22 protein-coding genes and 1 riboswitch are annotated in these 26,131 nt (G+C 67.4%); of the genes, 10 read left to right on the forward strand and 12 right to left on the reverse strand.

From position 1 onward, the window contains the following. Nucleotides 1-61 precede the first annotated feature (61 nt). The 5 genes from FNZ56_RS00780 to FNZ56_RS00800 all read left to right on the forward strand — a co-directional run bounded on the left by FNZ56_RS00780 (nucleotide 62) and on the right by FNZ56_RS00800 (nucleotide 8,419). The gene (locus FNZ56_RS00780) at nucleotides 62-1,354 is read left to right on the forward strand and encodes an adenylosuccinate synthase (RefSeq protein WP_143878036.1); all 1,293 of its coding nucleotides are present in this window, start codon (nucleotides 62-64) and stop codon (nucleotides 1,352-1,354) included. A 107-nt stretch (nucleotides 1,355-1,461) separates the two neighbouring features. Next, the gene (locus tag FNZ56_RS00785; protein WP_143878037.1) at nucleotides 1,462-4,113 is read left to right on the forward strand and encodes a M1 family metallopeptidase; all 2,652 of its coding nucleotides are present in this window, start codon (nucleotides 1,462-1,464) and stop codon (nucleotides 4,111-4,113) included. Between the two features lie 97 nt (nucleotides 4,114-4,210). After that, on the forward strand, nucleotides 4,211-5,683 hold the full coding sequence (locus FNZ56_RS00790) for a PA2928 family protein (protein WP_143878038.1): 1,473 nt from the start codon (nucleotides 4,211-4,213) through the stop codon (nucleotides 5,681-5,683). A gap of 75 nt (nucleotides 5,684-5,758) precedes the next feature. Next, on the forward strand, nucleotides 5,759-7,147 hold the full coding sequence (locus tag FNZ56_RS00795) for a M20/M25/M40 family metallo-hydrolase (protein WP_143878039.1): 1,389 nt from the start codon (nucleotides 5,759-5,761) through the stop codon (nucleotides 7,145-7,147). Between the two features lie 54 nt (nucleotides 7,148-7,201). Then, complete coding sequence (locus FNZ56_RS00800) at nucleotides 7,202-8,419, forward strand: NAD(P)/FAD-dependent oxidoreductase (RefSeq protein ID WP_143878040.1); 1,218 nt, start codon at nucleotides 7,202-7,204, stop codon at nucleotides 8,417-8,419. A 66-nt stretch (nucleotides 8,420-8,485) separates the two neighbouring features. On the opposite strand, the gene gcvP is transcribed toward FNZ56_RS00800, so the two are convergent. The 6 genes from gcvP to FNZ56_RS00830 all read right to left on the reverse strand — a co-directional run bounded on the left by gcvP (nucleotide 8,486) and on the right by FNZ56_RS00830 (nucleotide 16,522). Next, nucleotides 8,486-11,422 (reverse strand): aminomethyl-transferring glycine dehydrogenase, encoded by a 2,937-nt coding sequence (gene gcvP / locus FNZ56_RS00805; RefSeq protein ID WP_143878041.1) that lies wholly within the window; start codon nucleotides 11,420-11,422, stop codon nucleotides 8,486-8,488. Between the two features lie 35 nt (nucleotides 11,423-11,457). After that, nucleotides 11,458-11,589: riboswitch (glycine riboswitch) on the reverse strand. A 105-nt stretch (nucleotides 11,590-11,694) separates the two neighbouring features. Further along, entirely contained in the window at nucleotides 11,695-12,438 is a 744-nt protein-coding gene (locus tag FNZ56_RS00810) for a lysozyme inhibitor LprI family protein (RefSeq protein ID WP_143878042.1), read from the reverse strand. A 58-nt stretch (nucleotides 12,439-12,496) separates the two neighbouring features. Then, a complete protein-coding gene (locus FNZ56_RS00815; RefSeq protein WP_143878043.1) occupies nucleotides 12,497-13,765 on the reverse strand; it encodes an amino acid permease in 1,269 nt (422 codons plus the stop codon). 32 nt (nucleotides 13,766-13,797) lie between these two features. After that, nucleotides 13,798-14,883 carry an aromatic ring-hydroxylating oxygenase subunit alpha gene (locus tag FNZ56_RS00820; RefSeq protein WP_143878044.1) on the reverse strand — a complete coding sequence of 362 codons (1,086 nt, stop codon included), beginning with the start codon at nucleotides 14,881-14,883 and terminating at the stop codon, nucleotides 13,798-13,800. 101 nt (nucleotides 14,884-14,984) lie between these two features. Further along, the gene (locus FNZ56_RS00825; RefSeq protein WP_143880215.1) at nucleotides 14,985-15,737 is read right to left on the reverse strand and encodes a COG4705 family protein; all 753 of its coding nucleotides are present in this window, start codon (nucleotides 15,735-15,737) and stop codon (nucleotides 14,985-14,987) included. Nucleotides 15,738-15,739: 2 nt separating this feature from the next. Next, complete coding sequence (locus FNZ56_RS00830) at nucleotides 15,740-16,522, reverse strand: phosphatase PAP2 family protein (protein ID WP_185970761.1); 783 nt, start codon at nucleotides 16,520-16,522, stop codon at nucleotides 15,740-15,742. 121 nt (nucleotides 16,523-16,643) lie between these two features. Between FNZ56_RS00830 and FNZ56_RS00835 the strand changes: the two genes are divergently transcribed. Beyond that, nucleotides 16,644-17,339: a response regulator transcription factor gene (locus tag FNZ56_RS00835; RefSeq protein ID WP_143880216.1), complete on the forward strand. Its 696-nt coding sequence runs from the start codon at nucleotides 16,644-16,646 to the stop codon at nucleotides 17,337-17,339. Then, nucleotides 17,326-18,624 carry a sensor histidine kinase gene (locus FNZ56_RS00840; protein ID WP_143878046.1) on the forward strand — a complete coding sequence of 433 codons (1,299 nt, stop codon included), beginning with the start codon at nucleotides 17,326-17,328 and terminating at the stop codon, nucleotides 18,622-18,624. Before FNZ56_RS00835 ends, FNZ56_RS00840 begins: the two co-directional genes overlap by 14 nt. Before the next feature lie 6 nt (nucleotides 18,625-18,630). Here the strand turns inward: FNZ56_RS00840 and FNZ56_RS00845 are convergent, their stop codons facing one another. The 6 genes from FNZ56_RS00845 to FNZ56_RS00870 form a co-directional block, all read right to left on the reverse strand. Continuing rightward, nucleotides 18,631-19,557 carry a 2OG-Fe(II) oxygenase gene (locus tag FNZ56_RS00845; RefSeq protein ID WP_143878047.1) on the reverse strand — a complete coding sequence of 309 codons (927 nt, stop codon included), beginning with the start codon at nucleotides 19,555-19,557 and terminating at the stop codon, nucleotides 18,631-18,633. A 30-nt stretch (nucleotides 19,558-19,587) separates the two neighbouring features. Next, a complete protein-coding gene (locus tag FNZ56_RS00850) occupies nucleotides 19,588-20,073 on the reverse strand; it encodes a hypothetical protein (protein WP_407070502.1) in 486 nt (161 codons plus the stop codon). A 99-nt stretch (nucleotides 20,074-20,172) separates the two neighbouring features. After that, a complete protein-coding gene (gene minE / locus FNZ56_RS00855; RefSeq protein ID WP_143878049.1) occupies nucleotides 20,173-20,439 on the reverse strand; it encodes a cell division topological specificity factor MinE in 267 nt (88 codons plus the stop codon). A 2-nt stretch (nucleotides 20,440-20,441) separates the two neighbouring features. Further along, nucleotides 20,442-21,251, reverse strand: a complete 810-nt coding sequence (minD, locus tag FNZ56_RS00860; RefSeq protein WP_143878050.1) for a septum site-determining protein MinD — start codon at nucleotides 21,249-21,251, stop codon at nucleotides 20,442-20,444. 22 nt (nucleotides 21,252-21,273) lie between these two features. Next, on the reverse strand, nucleotides 21,274-22,041 hold the full coding sequence (gene minC / locus FNZ56_RS00865) for a septum site-determining protein MinC (RefSeq protein WP_143878051.1): 768 nt from the start codon (nucleotides 22,039-22,041) through the stop codon (nucleotides 21,274-21,276). A 1-nt stretch (nucleotide 22,042) separates the two neighbouring features. Beyond that, nucleotides 22,043-22,660 (reverse strand): GNAT family N-acetyltransferase, encoded by a 618-nt coding sequence (locus FNZ56_RS00870; RefSeq protein WP_143878052.1) that lies wholly within the window; start codon nucleotides 22,658-22,660, stop codon nucleotides 22,043-22,045. Nucleotides 22,661-22,799: 139 nt separating this feature from the next. Here FNZ56_RS00870 and FNZ56_RS00875 point away from each other — a divergent pair, with 139 nt between their 5' ends. The 3 genes from FNZ56_RS00875 to FNZ56_RS00885 all read left to right on the forward strand — a co-directional run bounded on the left by FNZ56_RS00875 (nucleotide 22,800) and on the right by FNZ56_RS00885 (nucleotide 26,108). Continuing rightward, on the forward strand, nucleotides 22,800-24,032 hold the full coding sequence (locus tag FNZ56_RS00875) for a sensor histidine kinase (RefSeq protein ID WP_143878053.1): 1,233 nt from the start codon (nucleotides 22,800-22,802) through the stop codon (nucleotides 24,030-24,032). 55 nt (nucleotides 24,033-24,087) lie between these two features. After that, nucleotides 24,088-24,729, forward strand: a complete 642-nt coding sequence (locus tag FNZ56_RS00880; RefSeq protein WP_143878054.1) for a response regulator — start codon at nucleotides 24,088-24,090, stop codon at nucleotides 24,727-24,729. 245 nt (nucleotides 24,730-24,974) lie between these two features. Then, a complete protein-coding gene (locus FNZ56_RS00885) occupies nucleotides 24,975-26,108 on the forward strand; it encodes a polyketide cyclase (protein WP_143880217.1) in 1,134 nt (377 codons plus the stop codon). Nucleotides 26,109-26,131 lie beyond the last annotated feature (23 nt).

Here is a 26,131-nt window from a genome sequence, read left to right on the forward strand (position 1 = left end):
GAATGTCGAAAAGCCGGACGGGGCCATTCCCGCCGGCTTTTTCCATGTCTGGAGCAAGCAGATGGGTCAGTCGGTCGTGGTGCTGGGCGCCCAGTGGGGCGATGAAGGCAAGGGCAAGATCGTCGACCTGCTGACGCAGGACATCGGCGCGGTGGTGCGCTTCCAGGGCGGCCACAACGCCGGGCACACGCTGGTGATCGGCGGCAAGAAGACCGTGCTGCACCTGATCCCGTCCGGCATCCTGCGCGACGACGCGCTGTGCCTGATCGGCAACGGCGTGGTCCTGCACCCGGGCGCGTTGCAGAAGGAAATCGCCGAGCTGGAAGGCAACGGCGTGGAAGTACGTTCGCGGCTGAAGATCTCGCCAGCGACGCCGCTGATCATGCCGTACCACATCGCCCTCGACCAGGCGCGCGAAAAGGCCGCCGGCAAGGACGCGATCGGCACCACCGGCCGCGGCATCGGCCCCGCGTACGAGGATAAGGTCGCGCGCCGCGGCATCCGCGTCGCCGACCTGCGCTATCCGAAGGAACTGGCGGAGAAGCTGCGTTCCACCCTCGATTACCACAACTTCGTGCTGGCGAATTACCTCAAGGTCGAGCCGGTCGATTTCCAGAAGACGCTGGACGAAGCGCTCGCGTTCGGCGAATACGTCGAACCGATGAAGTCCGACGTCGCCGGCATCCTGCACGAGCTGCGCAAGCAGGGCAGCAAGGTGCTGTACGAAGGCGCGCAGGGTTCGCTGCTCGACATCGACCACGGCACCTATCCCTACGTCACTTCGTCGAACACCACCGTCGGTGGCGCGCTTGCCGGCACCGGCGTCGGCGCGGATGCGATCGACTACGTGCTCGGCATCGCCAAGGCGTATGCGACGCGCGTCGGCGGTGGCCCGTTCCCGACCGAACTGCACGACGAGGTCGGCCAGGGCATCCGCGATCGCGGCCAGGAATACGGCGCCACCACCGGACGCCCGCGCCGCTGCGGCTGGATGGACATCGTCGCGCTCAAGCGCGCGGTGGCGATCAATGGCATCAGCGGCCTGTGCATCACCAAGCTCGACATCCTCGACGGGATGGAGACGCTGAAGATCTGCATCGCCTACGAGTACCACGGCAAGCGCAGCGAATACGCGCCGCTGGACGCGCAGGGTTGGGAAGAATGCACGCCGGTGTACCTGGAGTTCCCGGGCTGGCAGGAAAGCACCCACGGCATCACCGAATGGGACAAGCTGCCGCCGGCCGCGCGTGCCTACCTGCGCGCGCTGGAGGAACTGGCCGGCTGCCCGCTGGCCATCGTCAGTACCGGTCCCGACCGCGACGCGAACATCGTCCTGCGCGATCCCTTCGCCTGATCGCGACGCCGTTCGCCGGGGCATGACTTTCGGGCATGCCCCGGCGCGCCCGCGAACGCGATGATGCGGGGTCGGGCGGCCGGGTGGCCGCTGCCACGGAGCCCCGCATGCGTCGCCCCCTGATTGCCGCCATCGCCCTCGCGCTCGCCGCGGGTCCCGTCGCCGCGTTCGCACAGGAAGCCGCCGCGCCGCCGGTGGTGAACGCGACCACCCAATTGCCGCGTGGCGTGAGCCCGACGCACTACGCCATCGAAGTCACGCCGCATGCGGAACGGATGACGTTCGACGGCAAGGCGAAAATCGACCTCGTCGTGGCCGAGGCCACCGACCGCATCGTGTTGCAGGCGATCGACATGACGTTCGCCAACAGCCGCCTCGCCGCCGCCGACGGCAGTTCGATGCCGGCGCAAGTCACCGTCGATGCCGACGCGCAGACCGCGACGTTCGCGTTCGACAAGCCGCTCGCGCCGGGCCGCTATACCTTGTCCACCGACTACAGCGGCGTGATCGGCACCCAGGCCAACGGCCTGTTCGCGCTGGATTACCCCACCGATGCCGGCAAGAAGCGCGCGCTGTTCACCCAGTTCGAGAATTCCGATGCGCGGCGCTTCATCCCTTCGTGGGACGAGCCGAACTTCAAGGCCACCTTCGACCTGACCGTGAACGCGCCGGCCGGCGACATGGTGGTCAGCAATATGCCCGCGGCGTCGACGAAGGACATCGGCAACGGCATGAAGCAGGTGGTATTCCGGACTTCGCCGAAGATGTCCACCTACCTGCTGTTCATGGCCATGGGCGATTTCGACCGCAGCACGATCCGCGGCGAGAACGGCACGGAAATCGGCGTGATCGCGCAGAAGGGCAAGGTCGAGCAGGCCCGCTACGCGCTCGAAGCCAGTCGCGACGTGCTGCGCGAATACAACGACTACTTCGGCGTGCCATACCCGTTGCCCAAGCTGGACAACATCGCCGCCCCGGGCCGCAGCCAGTTCTTCAGCGCGATGGAAAACTGGGGCGCGATCTTCACCTTCGAATATTCGCTGCTGCTCGACCCGGCCATCGCCAACGTTTCCGACCAGCAGCGCGCCTTCACCGTGGCCGCGCACGAAATCGCGCACCAGTGGTTCGGCGACCTGGTGACGATGGCGTGGTGGGACGACCTGTGGCTGAACGAAGGCTTCGCCACCTGGATGGAAGGCCGCACCACGCGCAAGCTGCATCCGGAATGGGACATCGACGGCGTCGACGCCGCCTACACCAGCCGTGGCGCGATGGGCCGCGATGCCTATGCCACCACGCATCCGGTGGTGCAGCACGTCGAGACCGTGGAGCAGGCCAGCCAGGCCTTCGACGGCATCACCTACGGCAAGGGCTCGGCGGTGATCGGAATGCTCGAGGATTACGTCGGCGCCGATGCCTGGCGCGATGGCGTGCGCAGCTACATCAAGCAGCATGCCTACGGCAATGCGGTGACCGACGACCTCTGGCGCGAGATCGACAAAGCGGCGCCGGGCAAGGATCTCATGCAGGTCGCGCACGATTTCACCCTGCAACCCGGCGTGCCCTTGATCAAGGCCAGCGCGAGTTGCGAGGCCGGCGCGACCAGGGTTGCGCTGGAACAATCCGAATACACCGTCGATCGCCCCGGCAAGGCGCCGCTGCGCTGGCATGTGCCGGTCAGCGTGCGCGGCGGCGACGGCAACGTGGCGCGCGTGCTGGTCGATGGCGAGGCCAGCGTGACGCTGCCCGGTTGCGGCGCGCCGGTGGTGGTGAACGCGGGACAGAAGGGCTATTACCGCACCCTGTACGCGCCGGCGCAGTTCAAGGCGCTGGGCGATGGTTTCGCGAAGCTGCCGGTGGTGGACCAGCTCGGGGTGATGATGGACGCCAGCGCACTGGCGCAGACCGGGCAACAGCCGGAATCAGACCTGCTGGACCTGGCCGACAAGGTGCCGCTCGATGCCTCGCCCGACCTGTGGCAGATGGTCGCCGGCGTGCTCGGCGGCATCGACGACATGTACAAGGGCCAGCCGGAACGGCAGGCCGTGTTCCGCGAGTACGCGCTGTCGCGGCTGTCGCCGAAGTTCGAACAACTCGGCTGGGAAAGCCGCGAAGGCGATTCGTCCACCGTCAAGGACCTGCGCACGAGCCTGATCGGCACGCTCAGCGGCATGGGCGATGCCAAGGTGATCGCCGAGGCGCGCCGGCGCTTCGCCGCTTCGGCCAGCGATCCCGCGGCGATGCCGCCGGACTTGCGGCGCACGGTTCTGGGCATCGTCGCCTACAACGCCGATGCTGCGACCTGGGACAAGCTGCATGCGATGGCGCGCGGCGAACAGTCGTCGATGATCCGCGACCAGTATTACGGACTGCTCGCGCGCACGAAGGACAAGGCGTTGGCGCAGCGCGCGCTGGACATGGCGCTGACCGACGAACCCGGCGCCACCAACGCCGCGGGGATGATTTCCGCGGTGTCGTGGGAGCATCCGGACATGGCCTTCGATTTCGCCCTGGCCCATCGCGAACAGGTCGACACATTGGTCGACACCACTTCCCGCGCGCGCTACTACCCCGGGCTGGGCAGCGGTTCGACCGATCTCGCGATGGTGGACAAGATCCGCGCGTTCGCCGACAAGTACATCGCCCCGACCTCGCGCCGTTCCGCCGAGACCGCGATCGCCTCCATCCAGACCCGGCTCAAGCTGCGCGCGCAGCAACTGCCGCAGGTCGATGCGTGGCTGAAGGAACACGGCGGCTGAGCCATTCGCGACGGGCCACGTGCGGCCCGTCGTCGCCTCATTGGCCGTTCGCGCGGGCGCAACGCGTGTGCATGGGAGAGACCGCAGGGAACGGCCCATGCGCAATGCCATCCGCTTCGCTTTCGCCATGGTGCTCGCGGCGTCGCTGGCCGCGTGCGAGAACAGCAGTTTCGAACCGCCCGAGCGTAGCGGCCCGATCGGGCTGGTCGACACCGGCAGCGGCAAGCAGGCGTGGTTGACGACCAGCCAGGAGGAAGAGCGCTCGCGGCATGTCGGTGGTGGCAGCCGGCGGGTTGGAAAGTGGGTCACCGAGTACTACTACCACCTGCGCCTGCAGGCACATGACCCCGATACCGCGCGGCGCCTGTGGCTGAAGGAGCTCAAGGTGCTGCGCGACAAGGAAGGAGGTCGCGGCGCGGGACTCCGCATCCTTGGACAGCAGGGCGGCATCGTCTGGGTCTGGGTGCACGACCAGGTATTGGCCTTGTCCGCACGCGATGGCGCCGTGGTGGCCGATCGCGCCAGGATCGTGCAGGCCAACCCCGGGATCGCCGATGCGCTGCCGAGCGAGTTGAAGTTCCATACCTTCGTGGGCGAACTGGTGATCACCCTGGCCGACGCCAGGCGCGTGCGCATCTCGCTACCCGATTTCCGGGCGATTCCGTACCAGGCGCCCGACGAAAAGCAGTTCAGCCAGGCAGTCAGCATGGGTACGACCTGGAACGGCGGATACCGGACCGAGGAGTTCGGCGTGCGCCATGGACGCTTCGATGGCGCGTGGATCGGCCTGCTCAGCGAGCGCGAGGCGCGCGACGGCGAGAACGACAAGTGGGGCGACAATTACGCGGATTCCGCCGATATCGACGACGAGGGCGAACTGGCCCGGCGCACGTTCTGGCGGGTGGCGGACACTGCCTGGAACGACGATTTCCTGGCGCACGGAGGACGCAAGGGCGTGCAGGGCTATTGCGAGGACCGGATCTCGATCGTCGAGAACCAAGAGGATATGCAGCGCCTGATGCAGGCCAACGACATCGAGCAGTACGCCCGCAACCGAGGTGCAGACCAGGGCACGCGACGCCAACGCATGCGCGATTGCGTCGAGAATTTCGACGAGGAGCGTTTCAAGCGGATCGAGAAACTGGATCGCATCGCCGGTGCCGGCGAATGGCTGCAGGGCCGCCTGTTGAAAGCGCAGGCGGTGCCCGGTTCGCCGCAGTGGGTCCAGCGCGGGATCGTGATGAAGCCGGCGGTGCGTCCGCCGCTGCGCCTGGAGGATCCGGATGGCGTCCTGGTGCTGCATCGCACCCGTATGGACGCGCAGGGGCGGCTGGCATTGTCGCGACTGGACGCCAGCTTTTCGAAAACGCTGTGGACGGCGGTGTTGCGCTACACCGAGCTGAGCAATCGCTGGGAAAACGGTTCCCACCTATTGCTGTACGGCAACTGGAACGCGGGCCAGCCCGGTTCCAGCGACATGCACGAGGCGCTGCTTTCGCTCGATCTGGACACGGGTCGCTGGAGCGGCTGGGACATCGGCGCGGAGGCGGCGATCGCGCCGCCGTCCTGATTCGCTTCGCGCGCGGTTCGCGCGCATCGACGCGAATCGCTAGGCTTGCGTTTCCAGTCGCCGGAGGAAGTCGCCATGCGTCGAATCGCAATCGCCGGGATCGCGTTGCTGGCGTCGCTGCCGGTGCTGGCCGCGGACGCACCGAAGCCGGTTCGCCATCCCGAACTCGATGCCATCGCCGCCGCGGTCTCGCCGAAGTCGCTGCGCGAATTCGATGCGGCATTGGTCGGTTTCGGCACCCGCCAGACACTGTCCGACACGAAATCCGATACGCGCGGCATCGGTGCCGCACGGCGCTGGGTGAAGTCGCAGTTCGAAAGCTTCTCTACCGATTGCGGCGGCTGCCTCGAAGTGGTCACGCCTTCGCAGGTGTTCACCGGCAAGCGCACGCCGCCGCAAGGCGTGGAAGTGATGGACGTGGTCGCGATCCAGCGCGGAACCAGCGATCCGGATCGCGTCGTGGTCATCACCGGCCACCTCGATTCGCGCTGCACCGACGTGATGGATATCGAATGCGATGCGCCCGGCGCCAACGACGACGCTTCCGGCGTGTCCGCCTTGCTCGAGGCCGCGCGGGTGCTGAGCAGGCACAAGTTCGCCGCGACCATCGTGTATTCGGCCGATTCGGGCGAGGAGCAGGGCCTGTACGGCGGCAAGGTGATCGCGCAGTATGCGGTCGACCACGGCTGGAAGGTCGAGGCCAACCTCAACAACGACATCGTCGGCAGCCCGCTCGGTGGCGACGGCCAGCGCGATGCGAACTCGGTGCGGGTGTTCTCCGAAGGCACCAAGACCAACGAAACCGCGGAACAGGCCGACTACCGCCGCTACCATGGTGGCGAAGTCGATTCGCCTTCGCGCAACATCGCGCGTTTCATGCAATCGTTGGCCGAACGTCACCTCGGCGATTTCCGCGTGCGCATGGTCTACCGCACCGACCGCTACGGCCGCGGCGGCGACCAGGTCGAGTTCCTGTCGCAGGGTTTTCCGGCGGTGCGGGTGACCGAATCGCACGAGGATTACACCCACCAGCACCAGGACCTGCGCACCGAAGGCGGCGTGCGCTACGGCGACACCATCGATCATGTCGATTTCGACTACCTCGCCAATGTCACCCGGCTCGATGCGATCACGCTCGCCGCGCTGGCGAATGCGCCAGCGCCGCCCGACGGCATCGAGATCAAGGGCCAGCTCGACTACGACACCACGCTGTCGTGGCAGGCATCGCCTGGCGCGACCGCTTACCGCGCGTGGTGGCGGGATACCACCGCGGCGCAATGGCAATCATCGCGCGACGCAGGAAATGCCACGTCCATCGTGCTCAAGGGCGTGAACATCGACGACTGGTTCTTCGGCGTCTCCGCGGTGGGCGCGGACGGTTGGGAAAGCCCGGTCGCGTTCCCGGGCTTCGCCGGCAGCTTCACCCGGTCGCCGCCGCCGGATGCAAATCCTCCGGCGAAATGAGCCTTCGAGCGGGCATTCACGCAATGCAGCCGGCATTCGTGCGATGAACAGCACATGGATCTCAAGAGCGGCTATCCCTGGTGGGCGGTGCGCAACGGGCTGTTGCATGCCTTCCCGCGGCTGGAGCGCGACTTGCGCTGCGACGTCGCGGTCGTCGGCGGCGGCATCACCGGTGCGCTGATCGCCAGTGAATTCGCGGGCCATGGGCACGACGTCGTCGTGGTCGAGGAACGCGACGTCGGCTGGGGCAGCACCGCCGCCAGCACCGCGCTGCTGCAGTACGAGATCGACACCCATTTGACCGACCTGGCGGAACGCGTCGGCGAAGGCGATGCCTTGCTCGCCTATCGCGCCTGCGTGGCCTCGGTCGAGGCGCTGCAGGCCATGCTCGGGCGCATGCGCGACGTCGGCTTTCGCAAGTCGGACAGCCTGTATTTCGCCAGCCGGCGCCGCGACGTGCGCGATCTGCGCGAAGAGTTCGCGATGCGACGGCAGCACGGCTTCGACGTGCGCTGGCTCGCGCAGGCCGAGGTGCGCGAACGTTACGGCTTCGACGCGCCCGCGGCGATCCTCAACCGCCCGGCCGCCGGCGTGGATCCGTATCGCTTCGCGCTGCACCTGTTGCAGGCGCTGGAGAAATCCGGCGCGAACGTGTTCGACCGCAGCCGCGTCGCCGCGATCGAGCCGCGCTCGCGCGACGTGCTGCTGCGCACCGAGGCCGGTCCGCTCATTGCCGCGAAACACGTGGTGCTGGCCGCCGGCTACGCGACGCAACAATGGCTGCCGGAAAAGGTGGCCAGGAACCGCAGCAGCTATGCGTTGATCGGCGATCCGCTGGATCCCGGGCCGCTGGATGCGTTCCGGCGGACGATGGCCTGGGACACCGCGCGGCCCTACCTCTACTTCCGCATCACGCCGGACAACCGCCTGCTGGTCGGCGGCGAGGACGATGCGGTCGACATCCCGGCGCGGCGCGACCGGCGCGTTCCGAAGAAAGCTGCAAAGTTGCTGAAGCGCATGCACGCATTGTTCCCGGACGCCGGAATCGTGCCGGCATTCTCGTGGGCCGGCACCTTCGCCGAAACCGAGGACGGGTTGCCGTTCTTCGGGCCCCACCGTGCATTGGGCCCGCGCGTCCACTACGCCATGGCCTACGGCGGCAACGGCATCACCTACTCGATGCTCGGCGCGGGCCTGCTGCGCGCATTGGTCGAACGCACGAAGCATCCGCTGGCGAAGCTGTTTTCGTTCGCGCGCGTGGGCGCGGACTGAATCGACGTCGAAGCAAGCGAAAAGGCCCCGCGGTGCGGGGCCTTTCGTCGTTCCTGTCAATCCGGTTCAGGACGCCATCGGCTCGCTGAAGGCTTCCGGTTCGTCCTTGAAGTCGCCGATCGGCACGCAGGAACAGAACACGTTCTTGTCGCCGTAGACGTTGTCGACGCGCGCGACCGGCGGCCAGTATTTCAGCTGCTTCAGCGTGGCCAGCGGGAACACCGCCAGTTCGCGGCTGTAGCCATGCTTCCATTCCGCCGCCGCGGCCTGCGTCGCGGTGTGCGGCGCGTGCTTGAGCGGGTTGTCCTCGCGGTCGAGTTCGCCGCGCTCGACCATGCGGATTTCCTCGCGGATCTGGATCATCGCGTCGATGAAGCGGTCGAGTTCGTGCAGCGATTCGGACTCGGTCGGCTCCACCATCAGCGTGCCGGCGACCGGGAAGCTCAACGTCGGCGCATGGAAGCCGAAGTCGATCAGGCGCTTGGCCACGTCCTCGGCGGAAATGCCGGTGTCGTCCTTGATCGGGCGCAGGTCGAGGATGCATTCGTGCGCGACCAGGCCATTGCGGCCGGTGTACAGCGTCGGATAGTGCGGCGCGAGGCGCTTCGCCAGGTAGTTCGCGTTGAGCATCGCCACCTGGGTGGCCTTGCGCAGGCCGCTCGCACCCATCATCGCGATGTACATCCACGAAATCGGCAGGATCGATGCCGAACCGAACGTGGCCGCCGACACCATCGCGCCATCGCCGGTGCCGGGCGTGCGGATGCCATCCTTGCCCAGTGCGCCGGGGAGGAACGGCGCGAGGTGCGACTTCACTGCGCAGGGGCCGACGCCGGGGCCGCCGCCGCCGTGCGGGATGCAGAAGGTCTTGTGCAGGTTGAGGTGCGAGACGTCCGAACCCCACTTGCCGGGTTTCGCGACGCCGACCAGTGCGTTCATGTTGGCGCCGTCGGTGTACACCTGGCCGCCGTGCTGGTGCACGATCTCGCAGATCTCGACCACGTCTTCCTCGAACACGCCGTGCGTGGATGGGTAGGTCATCATGATCGCGGCAAGGCGGTCGCTGAATTTTTCCGCCATGCGCCGGATGTCGTCGACATCGACATTGCCGTTCGCATCGCACTTGGTCACCACCACCTGCATGCCGCACATTTGCGCGGACGCCGGGTTGGTGCCGTGCGCGGATTCGGGGATCAGGCAGATGTCGCGTTTGGTGTCGCCGCGCGAGGCGTGGTAGGCGCGGATCGCGAGCAGGCCGGCGTATTCGCCCTGCGCGCCGGAATTCGGCTGCAGGCTGACCGCGTCGTAGCCGGTGCATTCGACCAGCATCTTCTCCAGCCCGTCGATCAGTTCGCGGTAACCCTGCGCTTGGTCGGCCGGCGCGAACGGATGCAGCTGCCCGAATTCCGGCCAGGTCACCGGGATCATCTCCGCGGTGGCGTTGAGCTTCATGGTGCAGCTGCCCAGCGGGATCATGGTGCGATCCATCGCCAGGTCCTTGTCCGCCAGCGAACGCATGTAGCGCAGCAGTTCGTGCTCGCTGTGGTGGCTGTTGAACACCGGATGGGTGAGGAATTCCGACTTGCGCCGCAGTTCGGCGGGAATCAGCGATGGCGCGCTGGTGTCGAGCGCGTCGATGTCCGGCAGCTTCGCATCGTCGCCGCCGAAGATGCGCCACAGCAGTTCGACGTCGGCGCGGGTCGTGGTTTCGTCCAGCGCGATGCAGATGTATTCGTCCCAGGCCTTGCGCAGGTTGACGCCCATCGACGCCGCGCGCGCGACCAGCGCATCGGCCTTGTCGCCGACCTTGAGCGAAATCGTGTCGAACGCGGATTCGTGGTGGCCCTGCACGTAGCCGAGCTGGCGCAGGCCGTCGCGAAGGATCGACGCGAGGCGATGCACGCGATGGGCAATCCGGGTCAGTCCTTCCGGCCCGTGGTACACGGCGTACATCGAGGCCATCACCGCCAGCAGCACTTGCGCGGTGCAGATGTTGGACGTCGCCTTCTCGCGGCGGATGTGCTGTTCGCGCGTCTGCAGCGTCAGGCGATACGCGGGCTTGCCTTCGGCATCGACCGAAACGCCGATCAGGCGACCCGGCATCGAACGCTTGTAGGCATCGCGGCAGGCCATGAACGCCGCGTGCGGACCGCCGAAGCCGAACGGCACGCCGAAGCGCTGGGTATTGCCGATGACGATGTCGGCGCCCATTTCGCCCGGCGGCTTGAGCAGCACGAGCGCGAGCAGGTCGGTGGCGAAGATCGCCAGCGCGTTCTTCGCGTGGATCTTCGCGACTTCCTCGCTCCAGTCCACCAGCCAGCCGCTGGACGCCGGGTACTGGACCAGCACGCCGAAGAAATCGCCCTTGTCGATCGCCGCCTGCCATTCCTCGGCCGAATTCGCCAGTTCGATGGCGATGCCGAGCGGTTCGGCGCGCGTGCGCAGCACTTCGATGGTTTGCGGATGGGTGTCGCCGAACACCAGGAAGGTGTTCGACTTCGACTTCGCCGAACGCTTGGCCAGCGTCATCGCTTCCGCGGCGGCGGTGGCCTCGTCGAGCAGCGAAGCATTGGCGATTTCCATCCCGGTCAGGTCGGCGACCATGGTCTGGAAGTTGATCAACGCTTCCATGCGCCCCTGCGAGATTTCCGCCTGGTAGGGCGTGTAGGCGGTGTACCAAGCCGGGTTCTCGAGGATGTTGCGCAGGATGACGTTCGGCGTATGCGTGCCGTAATAGCCCTGGCCGATGAAATTGCGGAACACCTGGTTCTTCGCTGCGATCGCGCGGATCTTCGCCAGCGCCTCGACTTCGGTGGTCGGTTCCGGCAGCGCCAGCGGCGCGGCGGACTTGATCGAGGCCGGCACGATGGCGTCGGTGAACGCGTCGAGCGAATCGTGGCCGACGACCTCGAGCATCGCCGCGATCTCGGCGTCGTTCGGGCCGATGTGGCGTTCGATGAAGGCGTCGTGGTGCTCGAGCGAGCGGAGCGAAGGCTGGGTCATGGCGGCATCCGGAAGCGCACGAGGCGCATGAAGGGGATGCCCGCTCTGTCCTTCTGCCTGAGAGTTTGGAAACACGCGGCGGGGAGGGAGGGCCGCACGGTTTCTTGCCCCTTCGGCGCCGGCATCGCTTCATCCGAGGCGATGCCGATCTCTCCAGAGTGTGGTCACACGGCGGTCTTGGGCCTGAGCGATTCCGGGCGGTTGCGCCTTCGGCAGCGGCGCAGGCGCCGCTTCTCCCTCCGTGCAGGCGGAATTATAGCCCGGGGCCGGGGTCAGTCCGGGCTGAATTCGTAGTTCGTGAGCAGGTCGTCGAGGTCGCGCAGATAGGTGCCCTCCAGCCGGGCGCCGCCGCAGCCACCCTGTTGCAGGACGGTGGCCGCCTTCTCGGTGAAGTGCACCGTCAGCGCGCAGCCGTCCGCCGGGGCCTGGCCGTCGGCGTCGGCGGCCTCGAGGATGAAGGTGTCCGGGCCGTCCCATTGGAAGGTGTCGCGCTGCAGCTGCGGCAGGCCGGTGCGCTGCGCTTCCGCCTCGTCCTGGGCGGTGGCGATGATCTTCGAGTTCCTGCGGTCGTACAGGCGCAGGCGGATGTCGGCGTTGCGGATGGCCTGCACCAGCAGGTTGCCGCCACCGTCGCTGCGCTGGTACACGCCGCTGTTGCGATAGCCGGAGCTTTCGATTTCGTCGGTGCGCAATTGGTATTCGCGGCGCAGGCAGGGCAGGTCGCCCTCCGCGCAGTTCGCTTCGATCTCGCTGTCGTTCTTGTCGATGCGGCGGATTTCGGACAACCAGTGGCGCTGGTCGTTGCGCACGTAGGCGCGGATCGCGCCGTTCCATTCGTCGAGTTCGCGCTTGTAGGCGGCGGCGATGCGTTCGTCGTATTCCGACAGCTTCGGGTCGGCGCAAACGGCCTTATCCACCCCGGTGCGCGCCTTGGCGCAATCGAAGCTGGCGGCCTGCGCGGTCGCGATTCCAGCCAGCGACAGCAAGGCGAACATCAGGGCGCGCAGGATGGCCATGGCGTGTTTCCTCGTGGAAGGCGATGCGGATGGAAACGTCGAATGTCGGCCATCGGGGTCAGGCCTTGCGCCGCATCCACAGATACACCGGCAATCCGGCCAGCAACAGCACCGCGCCCCAGGCCAGGGCTTCGGCGCCGGTGCCGATCAGTGCGTACACGCTGTATGCAAGTGCGAACAAGGCGATGAACCGTCCCTTGCGGTCGCCGCGCCACAGCCATGCCGCGCTGTCCACCAGGTAGGGCAGGAGGATGGCCGCGGTGGACAGCAGGATCGAGAACGTGAACAAGGCCACCAGCGAACGACTGAAGTTCGCGGCGATCAGCAGCGAGGCGAGCAGGCTGCTGGCGACCAGCCCGAACGCCGGCGTGCCGCCCTTGTCGAGCATGGTGAAGGGCTTCGGCATCAGGCCGTCGCGGGCGGCGGCGAACGGAATCTGCGCGGACAGCAGCACCCAGCCGTTCAAGGCGCCGAGGCAGGAAATCGCGGCGACGATCGCGATGCCGATGCCGGCCCAGGAACCCCACAGCATGCTCGCCGCATCCGCCATCGGTGCGGTCGATGCCTTCAGCTGTGCAGCCGGCACGATGCCGATCACCGCGGTGACCGCGACCACGGTCACCACGCCGGCGAGCAGCGTGCCGATGATCGTGGCGCGCGGAATGGTGCGCTCGGGCTGGTCGATGGCACCGGCGGGGACGGTGGCGACTTCCACGCCGCACAACGCGAACAGTGCCAGCGCGACGCTCGCATTGACGGCGCTCGGCAAGGACTCGCCGCTCGGATTGAACGGAACGAAGCGGTCGGCGTCCACGAACCACACCGCGATGCAGGCGAACAGCAGCAATGGCACGAACTTCAACACGGTCAGCAGTAGCTGCATGCGGCCGGCCTCGCGCACGCCGACCAGGTTCACGCCGGCGCACAGCCACAGCCCGCCCAGCGCGAGCGCGGCCGCGCGCAGCGGCGTGGCCGTGGCCGCGGGGAACAACGCGCCCACGCTGCCGGCGAAGGCCACCGCGATCGCGGCGTTGCCGCACCAGATCGAGATCCAGTAGCTCCATGCGACGAAGAAGCCAGGTGCGTCGCCGAAGGCATTGCGTGCGAATACATACGGACCGCCGGTCTGCGGCCAGCGTTTCACCAGCAGCGAGAACGTCCATGCCAGCGCCAATGCGCCGGCCAGGGTGATGCCCCAGCCGAGCAGGCTGGCGCCGCCGTATTGCGCCATCGACGCCGGCAAGAGGAACAAGCCGCTGCCGATCATGCTGCCGACCACGAGCGCGGTCGCCATCCACAGGCCGAGCGGTCTGCTTTCGGTGCTCATGCGATTTCCCCCTGGCCCCGGTTTGATGAACGCTAGGCGTGGTCCGGCGCGGCCATGCGATACGCCGCGCGCAGCAGTTCGTGGAAATGGTGTACGCCGGTTTCGCGCAGGGGATTCAATCGTCCCGGAACGTAGCTGCCCGAGGCGAAGCCGCGCTGCACGTCCTCGCAGATGCCGAGGTCCTCGTGCTGCACTTCGTCGCTGAAGTCGAGGTCGGCGTCGCGCTTCGCCTCGTCCGCGCCGGGCGCGTAATAGCTGTCGAACATCACCCGGCAACGATCCACGCCGAGCGGGACGACCGTGTTCGTCTGCAAGCGGCCCGGCAGGACGTTCAACATCGTGTTCGGCCACAGCCAGTAATACAGCGCATCGCCATTGCCGTAGAGAGAGGCGTCGGCGCTTTCATCAGGCACGCGCAGCGGGCTCCACTGCAGCGAATACCAATCCGAAAGCTCGGTGCGGTAACTGCGGTAATCGAGCAGCTTGTTCAGTCCGGGATGGACATGCGGGACGTGGTAGCCCTCGAGGTAGTTGTCGACATACACCTTCCAGTTGCAGGCGATGTCGTAACTCGCGCGATGGTGGTTGCCGTAATGCTCCAAGCCGCGATCCGCGCCGAGCCGTGCATCGATGCCGGCGACGAATGCGTCGAAATCCGGTGCGTCCGCAGTGTCGACCGCGGCGAACACCATGCCCTGCCACACCTTCACCGCGAGTTGCGGCAGGCGGATGTCCGCAACATAGAAATCCACCGCGTCCTTCATTTCCGGCGCGGAACGCAGCTGTCCTTCCAGCGTGTAGGTCCAGCCGTGGTAGCGGCAGCGCAGCGCCTTCGCGCCGAGGCCGTCGCATTGGGCGATGGGTCCGGCGCGGTGCCGGCAGACGTTGTGGAACACGCGGATGGCATCGTCCGCGCCGCGCACCGCGATCACCGGCAATCCGCCGAGGTTCGCCACCACGTGGTCGCCGGCGCCGCGCAGTTGCGAGACGTGCGCGACCAGCTGCCAGGCGCGGTCGAAGATCGCGCGGCGGTCGACGCCGGCCATTGCGGGCTCGACGTAGAACCGCGCGGGCAGGGCAGTGGCGGTGGCGGCGGGCTGCGAGGCGAGGTCGTCCATGGCGCGAGTATGGCGCGGGGGCGGCTTGTCGTGTCCACCGCCCAGGGCAGGCGCAGGCGATGCCGCATCGATCCGAGTTGCGAAGCGGCCCCAGCCGGGCTTCAACCGTGGGCAATCGACCGAGCGGGCCGTTGCCGCACCAGCGCCACCATGCCCGCCATCACCGCGAGCAAGGCCAGCGAGGCGACGTAACGGCTGAGCGCGAGGCCGCCGTGATCGACCGGCTTGTCGAGCAGGTCGCCAAGCACCGCACCCAACGGGCGGGTCAATACGAACGCGGCCCAGAACAGGGCGATCCGCGAGAGCGTCGTCCACCGGTACAGCAGCAGCCACAGCGCCAGCAGCAGCGTGCCGAACACCAGCGCGCCGCCGGCATAGCCGAGGCCGAGGCTATCCGCGGTCCAGTCGCCGAGCGCGGTGCCCAGCGTCTGCGAGCACATGATGGTGAGCCAGTAAAAGAATTCCGATTTACCGCTGGAAACCGAGCCGAGTTGCAGCGAACCGGTCGCGCGATGCCAGGCGTAGAACGATGCCATCAGCAGCGCGAACAGCAGGGATGCACCACCCGGATAGCCGATGCCCAGCGAACGGTCGGCGAAGTCCGCCAGCGTCGTGCCCACCGTGGTGGCGCCGACCATCGCCAGCCAGTACAGGCTCGGGCGGAACGCGGAAGCGGAGATCTGCGCGGCGACAGCCGCCAGGAACAGCACGCCGAAGATGGCGCTGCCGAGCAGGTAGCCGGCGTGCATCGACATGGTGACCGCGTCGCCACCCGTTTCGCCGAGCGTGGTGGCCAGGATCTTGGTGATCCAGAACACGAGCGTGGCTTCGGGCACCTTGCTCGTGGTCGTCATGTTCACGAACTTCGATCCCCATCGTTCGCGGCTTGCATCCCGGGATGCACTGTCCGGCGCACGGAAAGCCGGTGGATCGCGAGCGCGACGAACCAGCAGATCGCGAGCGTCCACAGGTCGTGCGAGAGGTAGTGCGCGCCGCGCAGCTGCTGCGCGATGCCGAGGATCGCGCCGGCGCCGATGCCGATGGCAAGGCCGATCCGTCGCCACGCGGGGCGCACGCTGGCGAAGAAGAAATACAGCGCCACCCAGGCGTAGCCGGCACTGGCCTGGCCCGCGGGGAAGCAGCCGCTGGGTTTGATGCCGGCCGGCCGCGCCTGCAACAGGGTGAAGTAGGGGTGCGATCCGCCGTAGATCGCGGCATCCCACGGGCAGTCCATGCGGGTGAGGTGCTTCAGGCTGGACACCAGCAAGGTCGAAACGGCGACCGACAGCAGCAACACCAGCAAAGGACGACGCAAGGGTTTCCAGCGTGCGTCGATGGTCGCGCGCAAGGTCATCGCCAGCACGCCGAGCCACGCGAGCGTGCTCAATGCCTTGCCGCCGCCATGCAGCACGCGGGTCAGCACGAAGCTGCCACGCAAGGTCCAGTGCGCGCCCTCCGCGGCGAAGATGCGGTCGGCGATCCAGCGGTCGCCTCCCATCGGGACCAGCACGATGCTGGCCAGCAGCAGCGCGGCCAGCGGCGCGGCGACCGGCGAACGCCACCATGCGGACGACCCGCCTGTACGGTTCGGAATGTCCCGGCGGGGCTGGGTGGTGGAAACGAGCGGGATCGTGGACAAGTCGGCATTCCGGGCCATGACGTGGTGATGCTCGGCACCGGCGTGTCGGAACACGGTCGGAGGAATCGACGCCGCCGGTCGTACACTGCAATCACGCGTGGTGCGACGGGATGCGGCGACGGTGCGATTGCTGGTGGTCGAGGACAACCGGGAACTGGTCGCGAACCTGTTCCAGTACTTCGAGGCGCGCGGACACGTGCTCGACGCCGCGCCCGACGGCGTGGTCGGCCTGCACCTGGCCACGAACCACGCCTACGACGCGATCGTGCTCGACTGGATGCTGCCACGCATGGACGGCACGGAAGTACTGCGCAGGCTGCGCGGGGAACACGGGTCGGACGTGCCGGTGATCATGCTGACCGCGCGCGGGGAACTGCCGGACAAGGTGCATGGCCTGCGCTCGGGCGCCGACGATTACCTCACCAAGCCGTTCGCATTGCTGGAACTGGAGGCGCGGCTGGACGCGCTGGTGGCGCGTTCCACCGCGCGTTCGCGCCGGCGCGTGCTGCAGGTGCACGACCTTCGCTTCGACCTCGACACGCACGAGGTGCGCCGCGGCGACGCGCTGCTGCACCTGTACCCGGCCTGCCGGAAATTGCTGGAAACGCTGATGCGCGCGAGCCCCGCGGCAGTCGGCCGCGAACAGCTCGAACGCGCGCTGTGGGGCGACGATGCGCCGGACCGCGACATGCTGCGTTCGCACGTCTACGACCTGCGCCGCGCCATCGACGGCCCGTTCGAAACCAAGTTGCTGCATACCATCCCGCGCGTCGGCTACCGGCTCGCGATGGCCGGGGAAGGCGATGGCGGCGAGTAAGCGCAGCCTCAGCCTGCGCATCACCCTGTGGGTGGTGCTCTACATGCTGGTGTTGTCGGTGGCGGTCATCGCGCTCGGCAATTCCATCAACGAACATGCCGAACGCATGGTCTGGAAGTCCATGCTGCATTCGGAAATCGACCATTTCGACCGCCGCCGCATCGACGACCCGAGCTACCGCTGGCGCGACATCGAGGGCGCGTCCCTGTTCGGTTGGGGCAGCGGCAGGCCGATGCCGCCGGAACTCGCGCGCTTCAAACCGGGCCTGCACGACGACGTGCGCTTCGAAGGACGCGACCATGTGTTGCTGGTGCGCATGGTGGACGGCCAGCGCCAGGCGCTGATGATGGATATCGGCGAGTTCGAACGGGACGAGTTCAGGCTGTCGGCGGCCATGCTCGCGGGCGTGGTGCTGGTGCTCGTGCTGCTCGGCGCCGGGATGGGCTGGACCTTGCGGCGGCTGGTGCGTCCGCTCGCGGACATGGCCGGCGACATCGGTCGCCTGCGCCCGGACCACGCCGGCCAGCGCGTCGCGCCCGCGGCCAACGCCAGTTCCGAAATGGTGGTGATCGCGAACGCGCTCAACGATTACCTTGCGCGCAACGAACGCTACGTCGACCGCGAGCACCAGTTCATCGCCACCAGCAGCCACGAGTTGCGCACGCCGGTCGCGGTGATCGCCGGCGCGGCGGAACTCGCGCTCGACGGCGGATCGGTGCCCGACGCCGTCCGCCACCAGCTCGAACGGATCCTGCGCACCGCGCGCGGCGTGGAGCAGTTGATCGCGCTGCTGCTGGTGCTCGCGCGCGATCCGGCGCGGCTGTCCGCGATCAGCGAGACGTTCCGGCTCGATGCGATGCTGCCGGAGCTGGTCGAGGACCATCGCCACCTGTGCGCGGGCAAGGACCTCGAGCTGGCGATCGCCCCGTCGCCGCCGTGCACGCTGCACGCGCCCGCGGGCATCGTGCGCGCCGCGATCGGCAACCTGCTGCGCAACGCCATCGAGAACAGCGACCGCGGCACGATCACGCTCGCGCTCGGCGACCGTGGCGTGGTCTCCATCGAGGATCCCGGCCATGGCATGGCACCGGAGGAAATCGGCGCGCTGTATGCGCGGATGGCGCGCGAGGGCGATGCGGGTGCCGCGCGCAGCGGAGGCGGGATCGGCCTCGAACTCATCGCGCGCCTGTGCGAGCACCTCGGTTGGGGCCTGCGCATCGAACCGCGCCCGCCGCAGGGCACGCGCGTCGTCCTCGAGCTCGGCGCGGCGCTGGCGGCGGCGTAATCGCGATCAGGACTTCTGCGATTCCTGGTAGCGCTCGAGGTAGTACTTGTATTCGTTCCAGAGGTGCGAATAGCGCGGTTCGAACGTGCGCCGCAATTCGTACAGCATCGCGATCCGCGAATCGCGACGTTGCAGCATCTCCTGCAGCAGCGTGATGTCGTCCGCGTCCAGGACGTGGCCTTCGGCGAACTCCGGCGGCAGTCCCGGCTCCACGTATTCGGTGTTGCGCCGCTTGATCTCCTCGGCGCCATCGCGGTCGCGGGTGTAGTAGTAGATCGACCATGCGCGCCGCGCGAATCCCTCGGGCGCGCGGATGCGATCGAACGCGTGCCAGGACGTTTCCGAAGTCTCGAAGATGAAGACCCGGTTTGCCATCGGCGCGAACGAGGCGACCATGCTGGCGTCGCCATACACGTTCGGGTCCAGGTGCGCCTGGATGTTGCCGCCCCATTCCGGTTTCCATTCCGGATTGAGGTAGAGCAGGAAGTTGAGGCGGCGGTGCGAAAGGGTTTCCGGGTGGTAGTTAAAGTCGAGGTGCGGCGGCAGCATGGCGCCGTTGCGGCTCTCGCGGATGCCGGCGCCGAAATAGGCCGGGTCGGCTTCGAAGGCGGGAATGCCGGTGAGGCGCGTCAGGTAATCGAGGAACTCCGGTTCCGCGCACACCGCGTCGAGCTCGCGGAACGCAGGCGGGAAAGTCGCGGGCTCGCTGTTGGCGTAGTTGCGGCGCGGGCCTTCGCTTTCGCCGGCGCAGAAGCGGTCGTATTCGGGCGTTCCGGAAGCGGGGAAGCCGGCGATCAGGCGCTGGATGAATTCCGGGCGGAAGAAGCCGTCGATGCTGACATGCGGGAACGGGTACGCGCCCTGGAATTTTTCGGCGAGCCGGGCGCATTCGCCTTCGTCGCGCACCGCGACGAGCTGGTTGAAGGTCGACATGCGCGGCTGCTCCTTTCCGATAACGGGATCTTACGTTCCATCGCCCGCAGGGAGCGGGGCCAGGCGCCGCGTCGCCTCGTCGGCCAGTCCGCGCGCCCGCAACCACGCCCAGGCCGATTCCGAATCCCGTTCGAAATAGGCCCGGGCCGAACCCAGGCGGAAGGTGTAGCCCCAGGCATCCATGTCCGCCAGGACGCGCTCGCGCCCGACGCCGGGCAGCTCGTCGCCGAGCAGCGCCTGCAGCACGCACACCGCGTCCTCTTCCTCGATCGAATCGGTGGCGTCGGTGTGCACCACCGCGCGCCGGTCCGGCGGCAATACGATCAGGTGCGCGGCTTCGTGCAGCAGCGAATGCACCGGCGTGTCGGCGCGCGCATGCACGGCATTGCCGACGAGGCCGGCTTCGCATTCGCCCCAGTAGCTGCCGGGTATCGGTTCGCCGTCCGCGATGCGCACCAGTTCGAGGCCGTAGCGCGCGAGCAGCTCGGAAGCATCGTCGAAGCGGATGTCCGACATCCGCAGGACGATCGGTTCCACGAATGTGGGAGCGACGGAAGTCGCGACGCTTTCGTTCACCATCTGGTCGCGACTTCCGTCGCTCCTACAAAAGCAGGATCAAGCCGCGCTCGCGCGCTCGTCCGGCAGCGCGACCGAGATGTCGAGGATGTCGTGATCGCCTTCCTTGACCACGTCCACCTTGACCGCGTCGGCGTCGATGCTGACGTACTTGCGGATCACCTCCAGCAGCTCCTGGCGCAGCAGCGGCAGGTAGTCGCGGCCGCCGGCCAGGGTGCGCTCCTGCGCGATGATGATGCGCAAGCGGTCCTTGGCGATCGAGGCGGTGTTCTTCTTCGTGCCGAAGAGGAAATCGAACATTCCCATGTTCAACCCCCGAACAGCTTGTTGAAGAAGCCCTTCTTCTCCACCGTGGTGAAGCGCATCGGGCGTTCCTCGCCCAGCAGCCGCGCGACCGCGTCGTCGTAGGCCTGGCCGGCGTTGGATTCCATGTCCATGATCACCGGTTCGCCCTTGTTCGAGGCGTTGAGCACGTCGCCGGATTCCGGGATCACGCCGACGGTCTTGAGGCCCAGCACTTCCTCAACGTCCTTCACGCTCAGCATTTCGCCGTTCTCGACGCGCGAGGGGCTGTAGCGGGTGAGCAGCAGGAATTCCTTGACGCGCTCGCCGGCTTCGGCGCGGCGCGTCTTCGAGGCGAGCAGGCCGAGGATGCGGTCGGAGTCGCGCACGCTCGACACTTCCGGATTCACGACGACGACCGCCTGGTCGGCGAAATACATGGCGAGGAACGCGCCCTTCTCGATGCCGGCGGGCGAGTCGCAGACGACGTAGTCGAAGCCGTCGTCGGAGAGTTCCTTCAGCACCTTCTCCACGCCTTCCTTGGTCAGCGCGTCCTTGTCGCGGGTCTGCGACGCGGCGAGCACGAACAGGTTGTCGAAGCGCTTGTCCTTGATCAGCGCCTGCTTCAGCGAAGCCTCGCCCTGGATGACGTTGACGAAGTCGTACACCACGCGGCGTTCGCAGCCCATGATCAGGTCGAGGTTGCGCAAGCCGACGTCGAAGTCGATGACCGCGACCTTCTTGCCGTGGCGTGCGAGCCCGCTCGCGAGCGAGGCGCTCGTGGTGGTCTTGCCGACGCCGCCCTTGCCGGACGTGACTACGATGATTTCTGCCAAAACACTTCTCCTTCGTGGTCGCTCATTCGAGCGCGTCGATCCTGAGTTCATTGTCGTGGAGCGAGATCTGCACCGGCTTGCCGTGCAGTTCGCGCGGGATTTCGTCCAGCACCTTGTAATGGCCGGCGATGGCGACGAGTTCGGCGCGGAATTCGCGGCAGAAGATGCGCGCCTGCTCGAAGCCCTGCGCGCCGGCGAGCGCGCGGCCGCGCAGCGCGCCGTAGATGTGGATGGAACCGTCGGCGATGACCTCGGCGCCGGCGCCGACCGCGGCGAGCACGGTCAGGTCGCGGTTGTCGGCGTAGACCTGTTGGCCGGAACGCACCGGCAGCACTTGCACGAAGCCGGGATTCGCGTTCGATGCAGAAGTCGCGGGAACCGGCTTTGCAGGAGCGGGCTCGACCGCGGCCGGCTGTGCCGGTGCAGTCGTGGCCGAAGCCCCTCCCACGGGTTCGTATTGCGCGCGAAACTTGGCCAGCAGCGGCAGGCCGAGCTGCACCGCGAGTTGTTCGTTGTCGCTGCTGCCGTAGGCCAATGCGACCGGGATCACGCCGGCATCGCGCAGCGCGTCGACCAGCGCGCGCGCGTCGGCGAGCGCAGGCGTGCCGGGCAGGCCGCCGAAATCGACGATGACCGCGGCGCGCGAAAACAGCTTCGGCGCACGGGCGACGCGGTCGCGCATCTCCTCCGCGAGCTTCTCGACATCAAGCGTGCGCACGCGCAGGTTGGCGATGCCCACCTGGCCGATCTTGAGTTCGCCCGCCTGTTCGTAGTTCGGGTTCGCGGCCACGTCAGTGCCCGTTGGTGCCGGTGGCGGGAAGGGTGCCGCCGCCGATGCGCGGCTGCGAGATCCAGGGCGCGTCGGGCAGGCGCTCGCCGTAGGTTTCGCGCACCCAGGCGTAGCTGCACAGCTCCTTCATCAGCATCGCCGCGCGCACGTCGTGCCCTTGTCCATCATGGGCGGGCATGACCCGCTGGCCGACTTCGCGGAAGCCGAAGCTGCCATGGAACAGCAGCGCCGGGTCGTTGCCCTGCTCGAGGAACACCTCGCAGGCCAAGTGCGGGTAGCGCAGTTCGGCGTGGCTCTGCACGTCGGCGTAGAACACGCGGCCGAGGCCACCGCCACGGCGGCGGCTGGCGACCACGATGCGGTCGATGTAGAGGAAACGCGGGTAGCGCTCGCGGAACCACGCGTAGTTGCCGCTGTCGTGCTCGGCGTCCGGGCCGAAGCCGACGAGGAAGCCGGCAATGCCCCCGTCGCGTTCGGCGACGCGGAAATATTCGGCGGTGCGGAAGAAGCGACGGAGGCGGTTCGCGTCCAGCGGGAGGATGGCGGGGCCGGCGGCGTTGTTGAGGGCGAGCACGGAATCCAGCTCGTGCTCTCGCACGTCGCGGACGACAATCGACATTCCTGACTCCGTTTTTCTGGTGGTCCCGGCCATCGTCGCGGCCGCCGCGGATTATCGCACGGCACCCCGCCGCGGGCGACCGCCGCGGCATGACTTCCGATGCACTCGGCCGCAACGGGCTTGCGCCTAAGATGGCGGCATGCTTGCGCGCCTCGACCATACCCGCCTGTTGCGCTACGCCGGCCTGTTCACCTGGGCGGTGGTGGCGCTGCCGCTGGTGTCGCTGTGGCTGCACCCGATCGAACCCTCGCTGGACCTTGGCGAGGAAGCGGCCGCGACCCCGGTGCGGATAGGCGTGGTCGCATGGTCGGCATACCTAGGTTTCGGCCTGATCTATGCGTGGCTGACCCGCGGGCTGGGTTCGCGCCGGGTAGGGCCGGTGAACTTGCTGCTGCTGACGCTCCTGACCGGTTGCGCGGTGGCGATCAGCTACTACAGCGCCAGTGGCCTCGGCAGCATCCTGCTAATGGTGGTGGCCTGCGTATTGCCGTGGCTGTTGCCGCTGCCGCTCGGCATAGCGTGGTTGGTAGTGAGCCAATTCCTGGTGGTACCGGTGTACGTGCGCGGACTCGGCTTCACCTGGACCGATGCGCTGATGCAGTCGGTGCTGTATGCGGGTTTTTGCGTATTCGTATTCGTCACCAGCCTCGTCGCACGGCAACAGTCGCAAGCGCGCGAGGACCAGCGCCGGCTGAATGCGGAACTGCGCGCCACCCGCGCGTTGCTGGCGGAAAGCGCGCGGGTGAACGAGCGCACCCGCATCTCGCGCGAACTGCACGACCTGCTCGGCCACCACCTGACCGCGTTGAGCCTGAACCTGGAAGTCGCCGGGCACCTGGTACGGGGCACCGCGCAGGAACACGTGAACCAGGCGCACACCCTGGCGCGGCTGCTGCTCAGCGACGTGCGCGAGGCGGTCAGCCGGCTGCGCGACGACGACGCCATCGACATGGCGGCGACCCTGCTGCCGCTGGCCGATAACGTGCCGGGGTTGCGGATCGACATGCACATGCCCGAACCGTTCCTGCTCGACGACCCCGAGCGCGCGCACGTACTGCTGCGCTGCACGCAGGAAATCATCACCAACGCGGTTCGCCACGCCCAGGCTTCGGTCCTCGAGCTCGATTACCGGGTCGAAAACGGCGTCGTCCGGCTGCGCGCACGCGACGACGGCCGTGGCGCGCAGGGCGCGGCCATGGCCGGCAACGGCCTGCGCGGCATCCGCGAGCGGCTCGACGGCTACGGCGGGCGGCTGGACATCGATCCGGCGCCAGCGCGCGGCTTCGCCCTCGATCTGTCGCTGCCGCTGCAGGCGGACGCGGCGGCGGTGGCCGCCGTGGTGCCCGGCGAACGCGTGGCGGCGACCGGATGAACCGCGTCCTGTCCCGCCGGCATTCCTCTCCCCATTCCCCGCAACGGGAGGTTCCATGATCCGTGTCTTCCTCGTGGACGACCAGACGCTGGTCCGGCAGGGCATCCGCTCGCTGCTGGCGCTGGCCGAAGGCATCGAAGTGGTGGCCGAAGCCGGAGACGGGCGCCAGGCAGTGGAGCAGATCCCGCTGGTCCGCCCCGACGTGGTGCTGATGGACATGCGCATGCCGGCGATGTCCGGGCTGGAGGCGCTGCAGACCTTGGCGCGCATCCAGCAGTTGCCGCCGACCATCATCCTGACCACCTTCGACGATGACCAGCTGGTGCTGGCCGGGATCAAGGCCGGCGCCAAGGGCTACCTGCTCAAGGACGTGTCGCTGGAGCAACTGGTCGGTGCGATCGAGACCGTCGCCGAAGGCGGTTCGCTGGTGCAGCCGGCGGTGACCCAGCGCCTGCTCTCGGGGCTGGAACACATGCGCAATGATTTCGTCAGCCTCGATCGCCCGGATCCGCTGACCGAACGCGAGACCGAAATCCTGCGGCTGATGGCCGGCGGATTTTCGAACAAGGAAATCGCCAACTCGCTGGGCGTGGCCGAAGGCACCATCAAGAACCACGTTTCCAACATCCTGAGCAAACTCGGCGTCCGAGATCGCACCCGCGCCGTGCTCAAGGCCTTCGAGTTGCAGTTGGTCTGAACGACCGGATGTCCGGCCGCTGTGCTGCATCGCAGCGGCCGCTCACCCCGAGCAAACTCGGTGTCCGCGATTGCATCCGCGCCGTGCTCTAGGCCTTCGAACCGCAACCGGCCTGATCCGGGCGGTCGGCCCCGCCACTGCGACCGGCCCGGCCGGCTTCGATCGGTTCCCGTCGGGCGGCGGGAATTGCTAGGATTGCGGGTCTGCACCCCGGTACGGCCGTGGTCCCTGGAGAATCCTGAATGCTGACCCGTTTGATCGAGATCCTGATTTCGCTGGCGATCGTGGCCGTGCTGTTCGTGCTCGTCAGCCTGGTGCTCCCGTCCCATCGCCATCTGAGCAAGGACATCGAGACCAATCGCAAGCTGACCACCGTTTACGACACCCTGAACAGCCTGAAGCGGTTCAAGGACTGGAACGTGGTGCCGCTGCGCGACCCGCGCATGGCGCTGAAGCTGTCCGGCCCCGAGTCGGGCAACGGCGCGCGCCTCGACTACGACTCGGACAAGCCGAACCCGGGCCAGGGCAGTTGGCAGATCGTCGCCAGCACGCCCGGCGAGAGCGTGACCTATGCGCTGACCAACCCCGAGCGCGGCAGCGACAAGAAGATGACCTTCAAGCTCGAGCCGACCGGTCGCGGCGGGCGCAACGTCAAGATCACCCAGACCTACGACGTCGACTACGGTTGGGACCTGCTCGGCCGTTACGCCGGGCTGTACGTCGGCCGCCATGTCGGCGACGACATGAAGCTCGGCCTCGAGCGCCTGTCGAACATGCTGGCCTCGGTGCCGAACGTCGATTACAGCAACATCCAGGGCATGTCCGAGATCCATGTCGCCGACGTTCCGGCGATGAACCTGCTGGTCGTGAGCGCCGGCTCCATCGATCGCGATGACGACAAGCTGCAGGCTTCGATGCGTTCCAACATGGAATGGATCAACCGCAACCTCGCCGCGAACGGCCTGAGCGCCGCCGGCCCGATGCGCATCATCACCAGCGAAATGGGCCGCGAGAACTACACCTTCGACGTGGCCGTGCCGGTACGCAAGGGAGGCGCATCGACCGCCAAGGCCGACGACAAGTCCGCCCCCGCCGCGGCGACCCCGGCCCCGGCTCCGGTCGTGGCCAGCGCCGGGCCGCTCACCGGCCTCAAGCTCACTGGTCCGGTGAAGTACGTGCAGGTGCCGGCCGGGCGCGCGGTGACCGCGACCTACACCGGTTACTGGGCCGGGCTCGAAACCGTGCACAACGCGCTGCGTGCCTGGGCGATGACGAATGGCTACGAGCCGACCGACCGGCCGTACGATGCCTACACGGGCGGCATCGACAATGCTTTCACCGAGAACGGCAAGTACGAAGCCTACTGGGGCCTGAAGTAATCGAAGCCATGCGCCTCCGCGCA

The organism is Lysobacter lycopersici (genome assembly GCF_007556775.1).
Taxonomy (GTDB): domain Bacteria; phylum Pseudomonadota; class Gammaproteobacteria; order Xanthomonadales; family Xanthomonadaceae; genus Pseudoluteimonas; species Pseudoluteimonas lycopersici.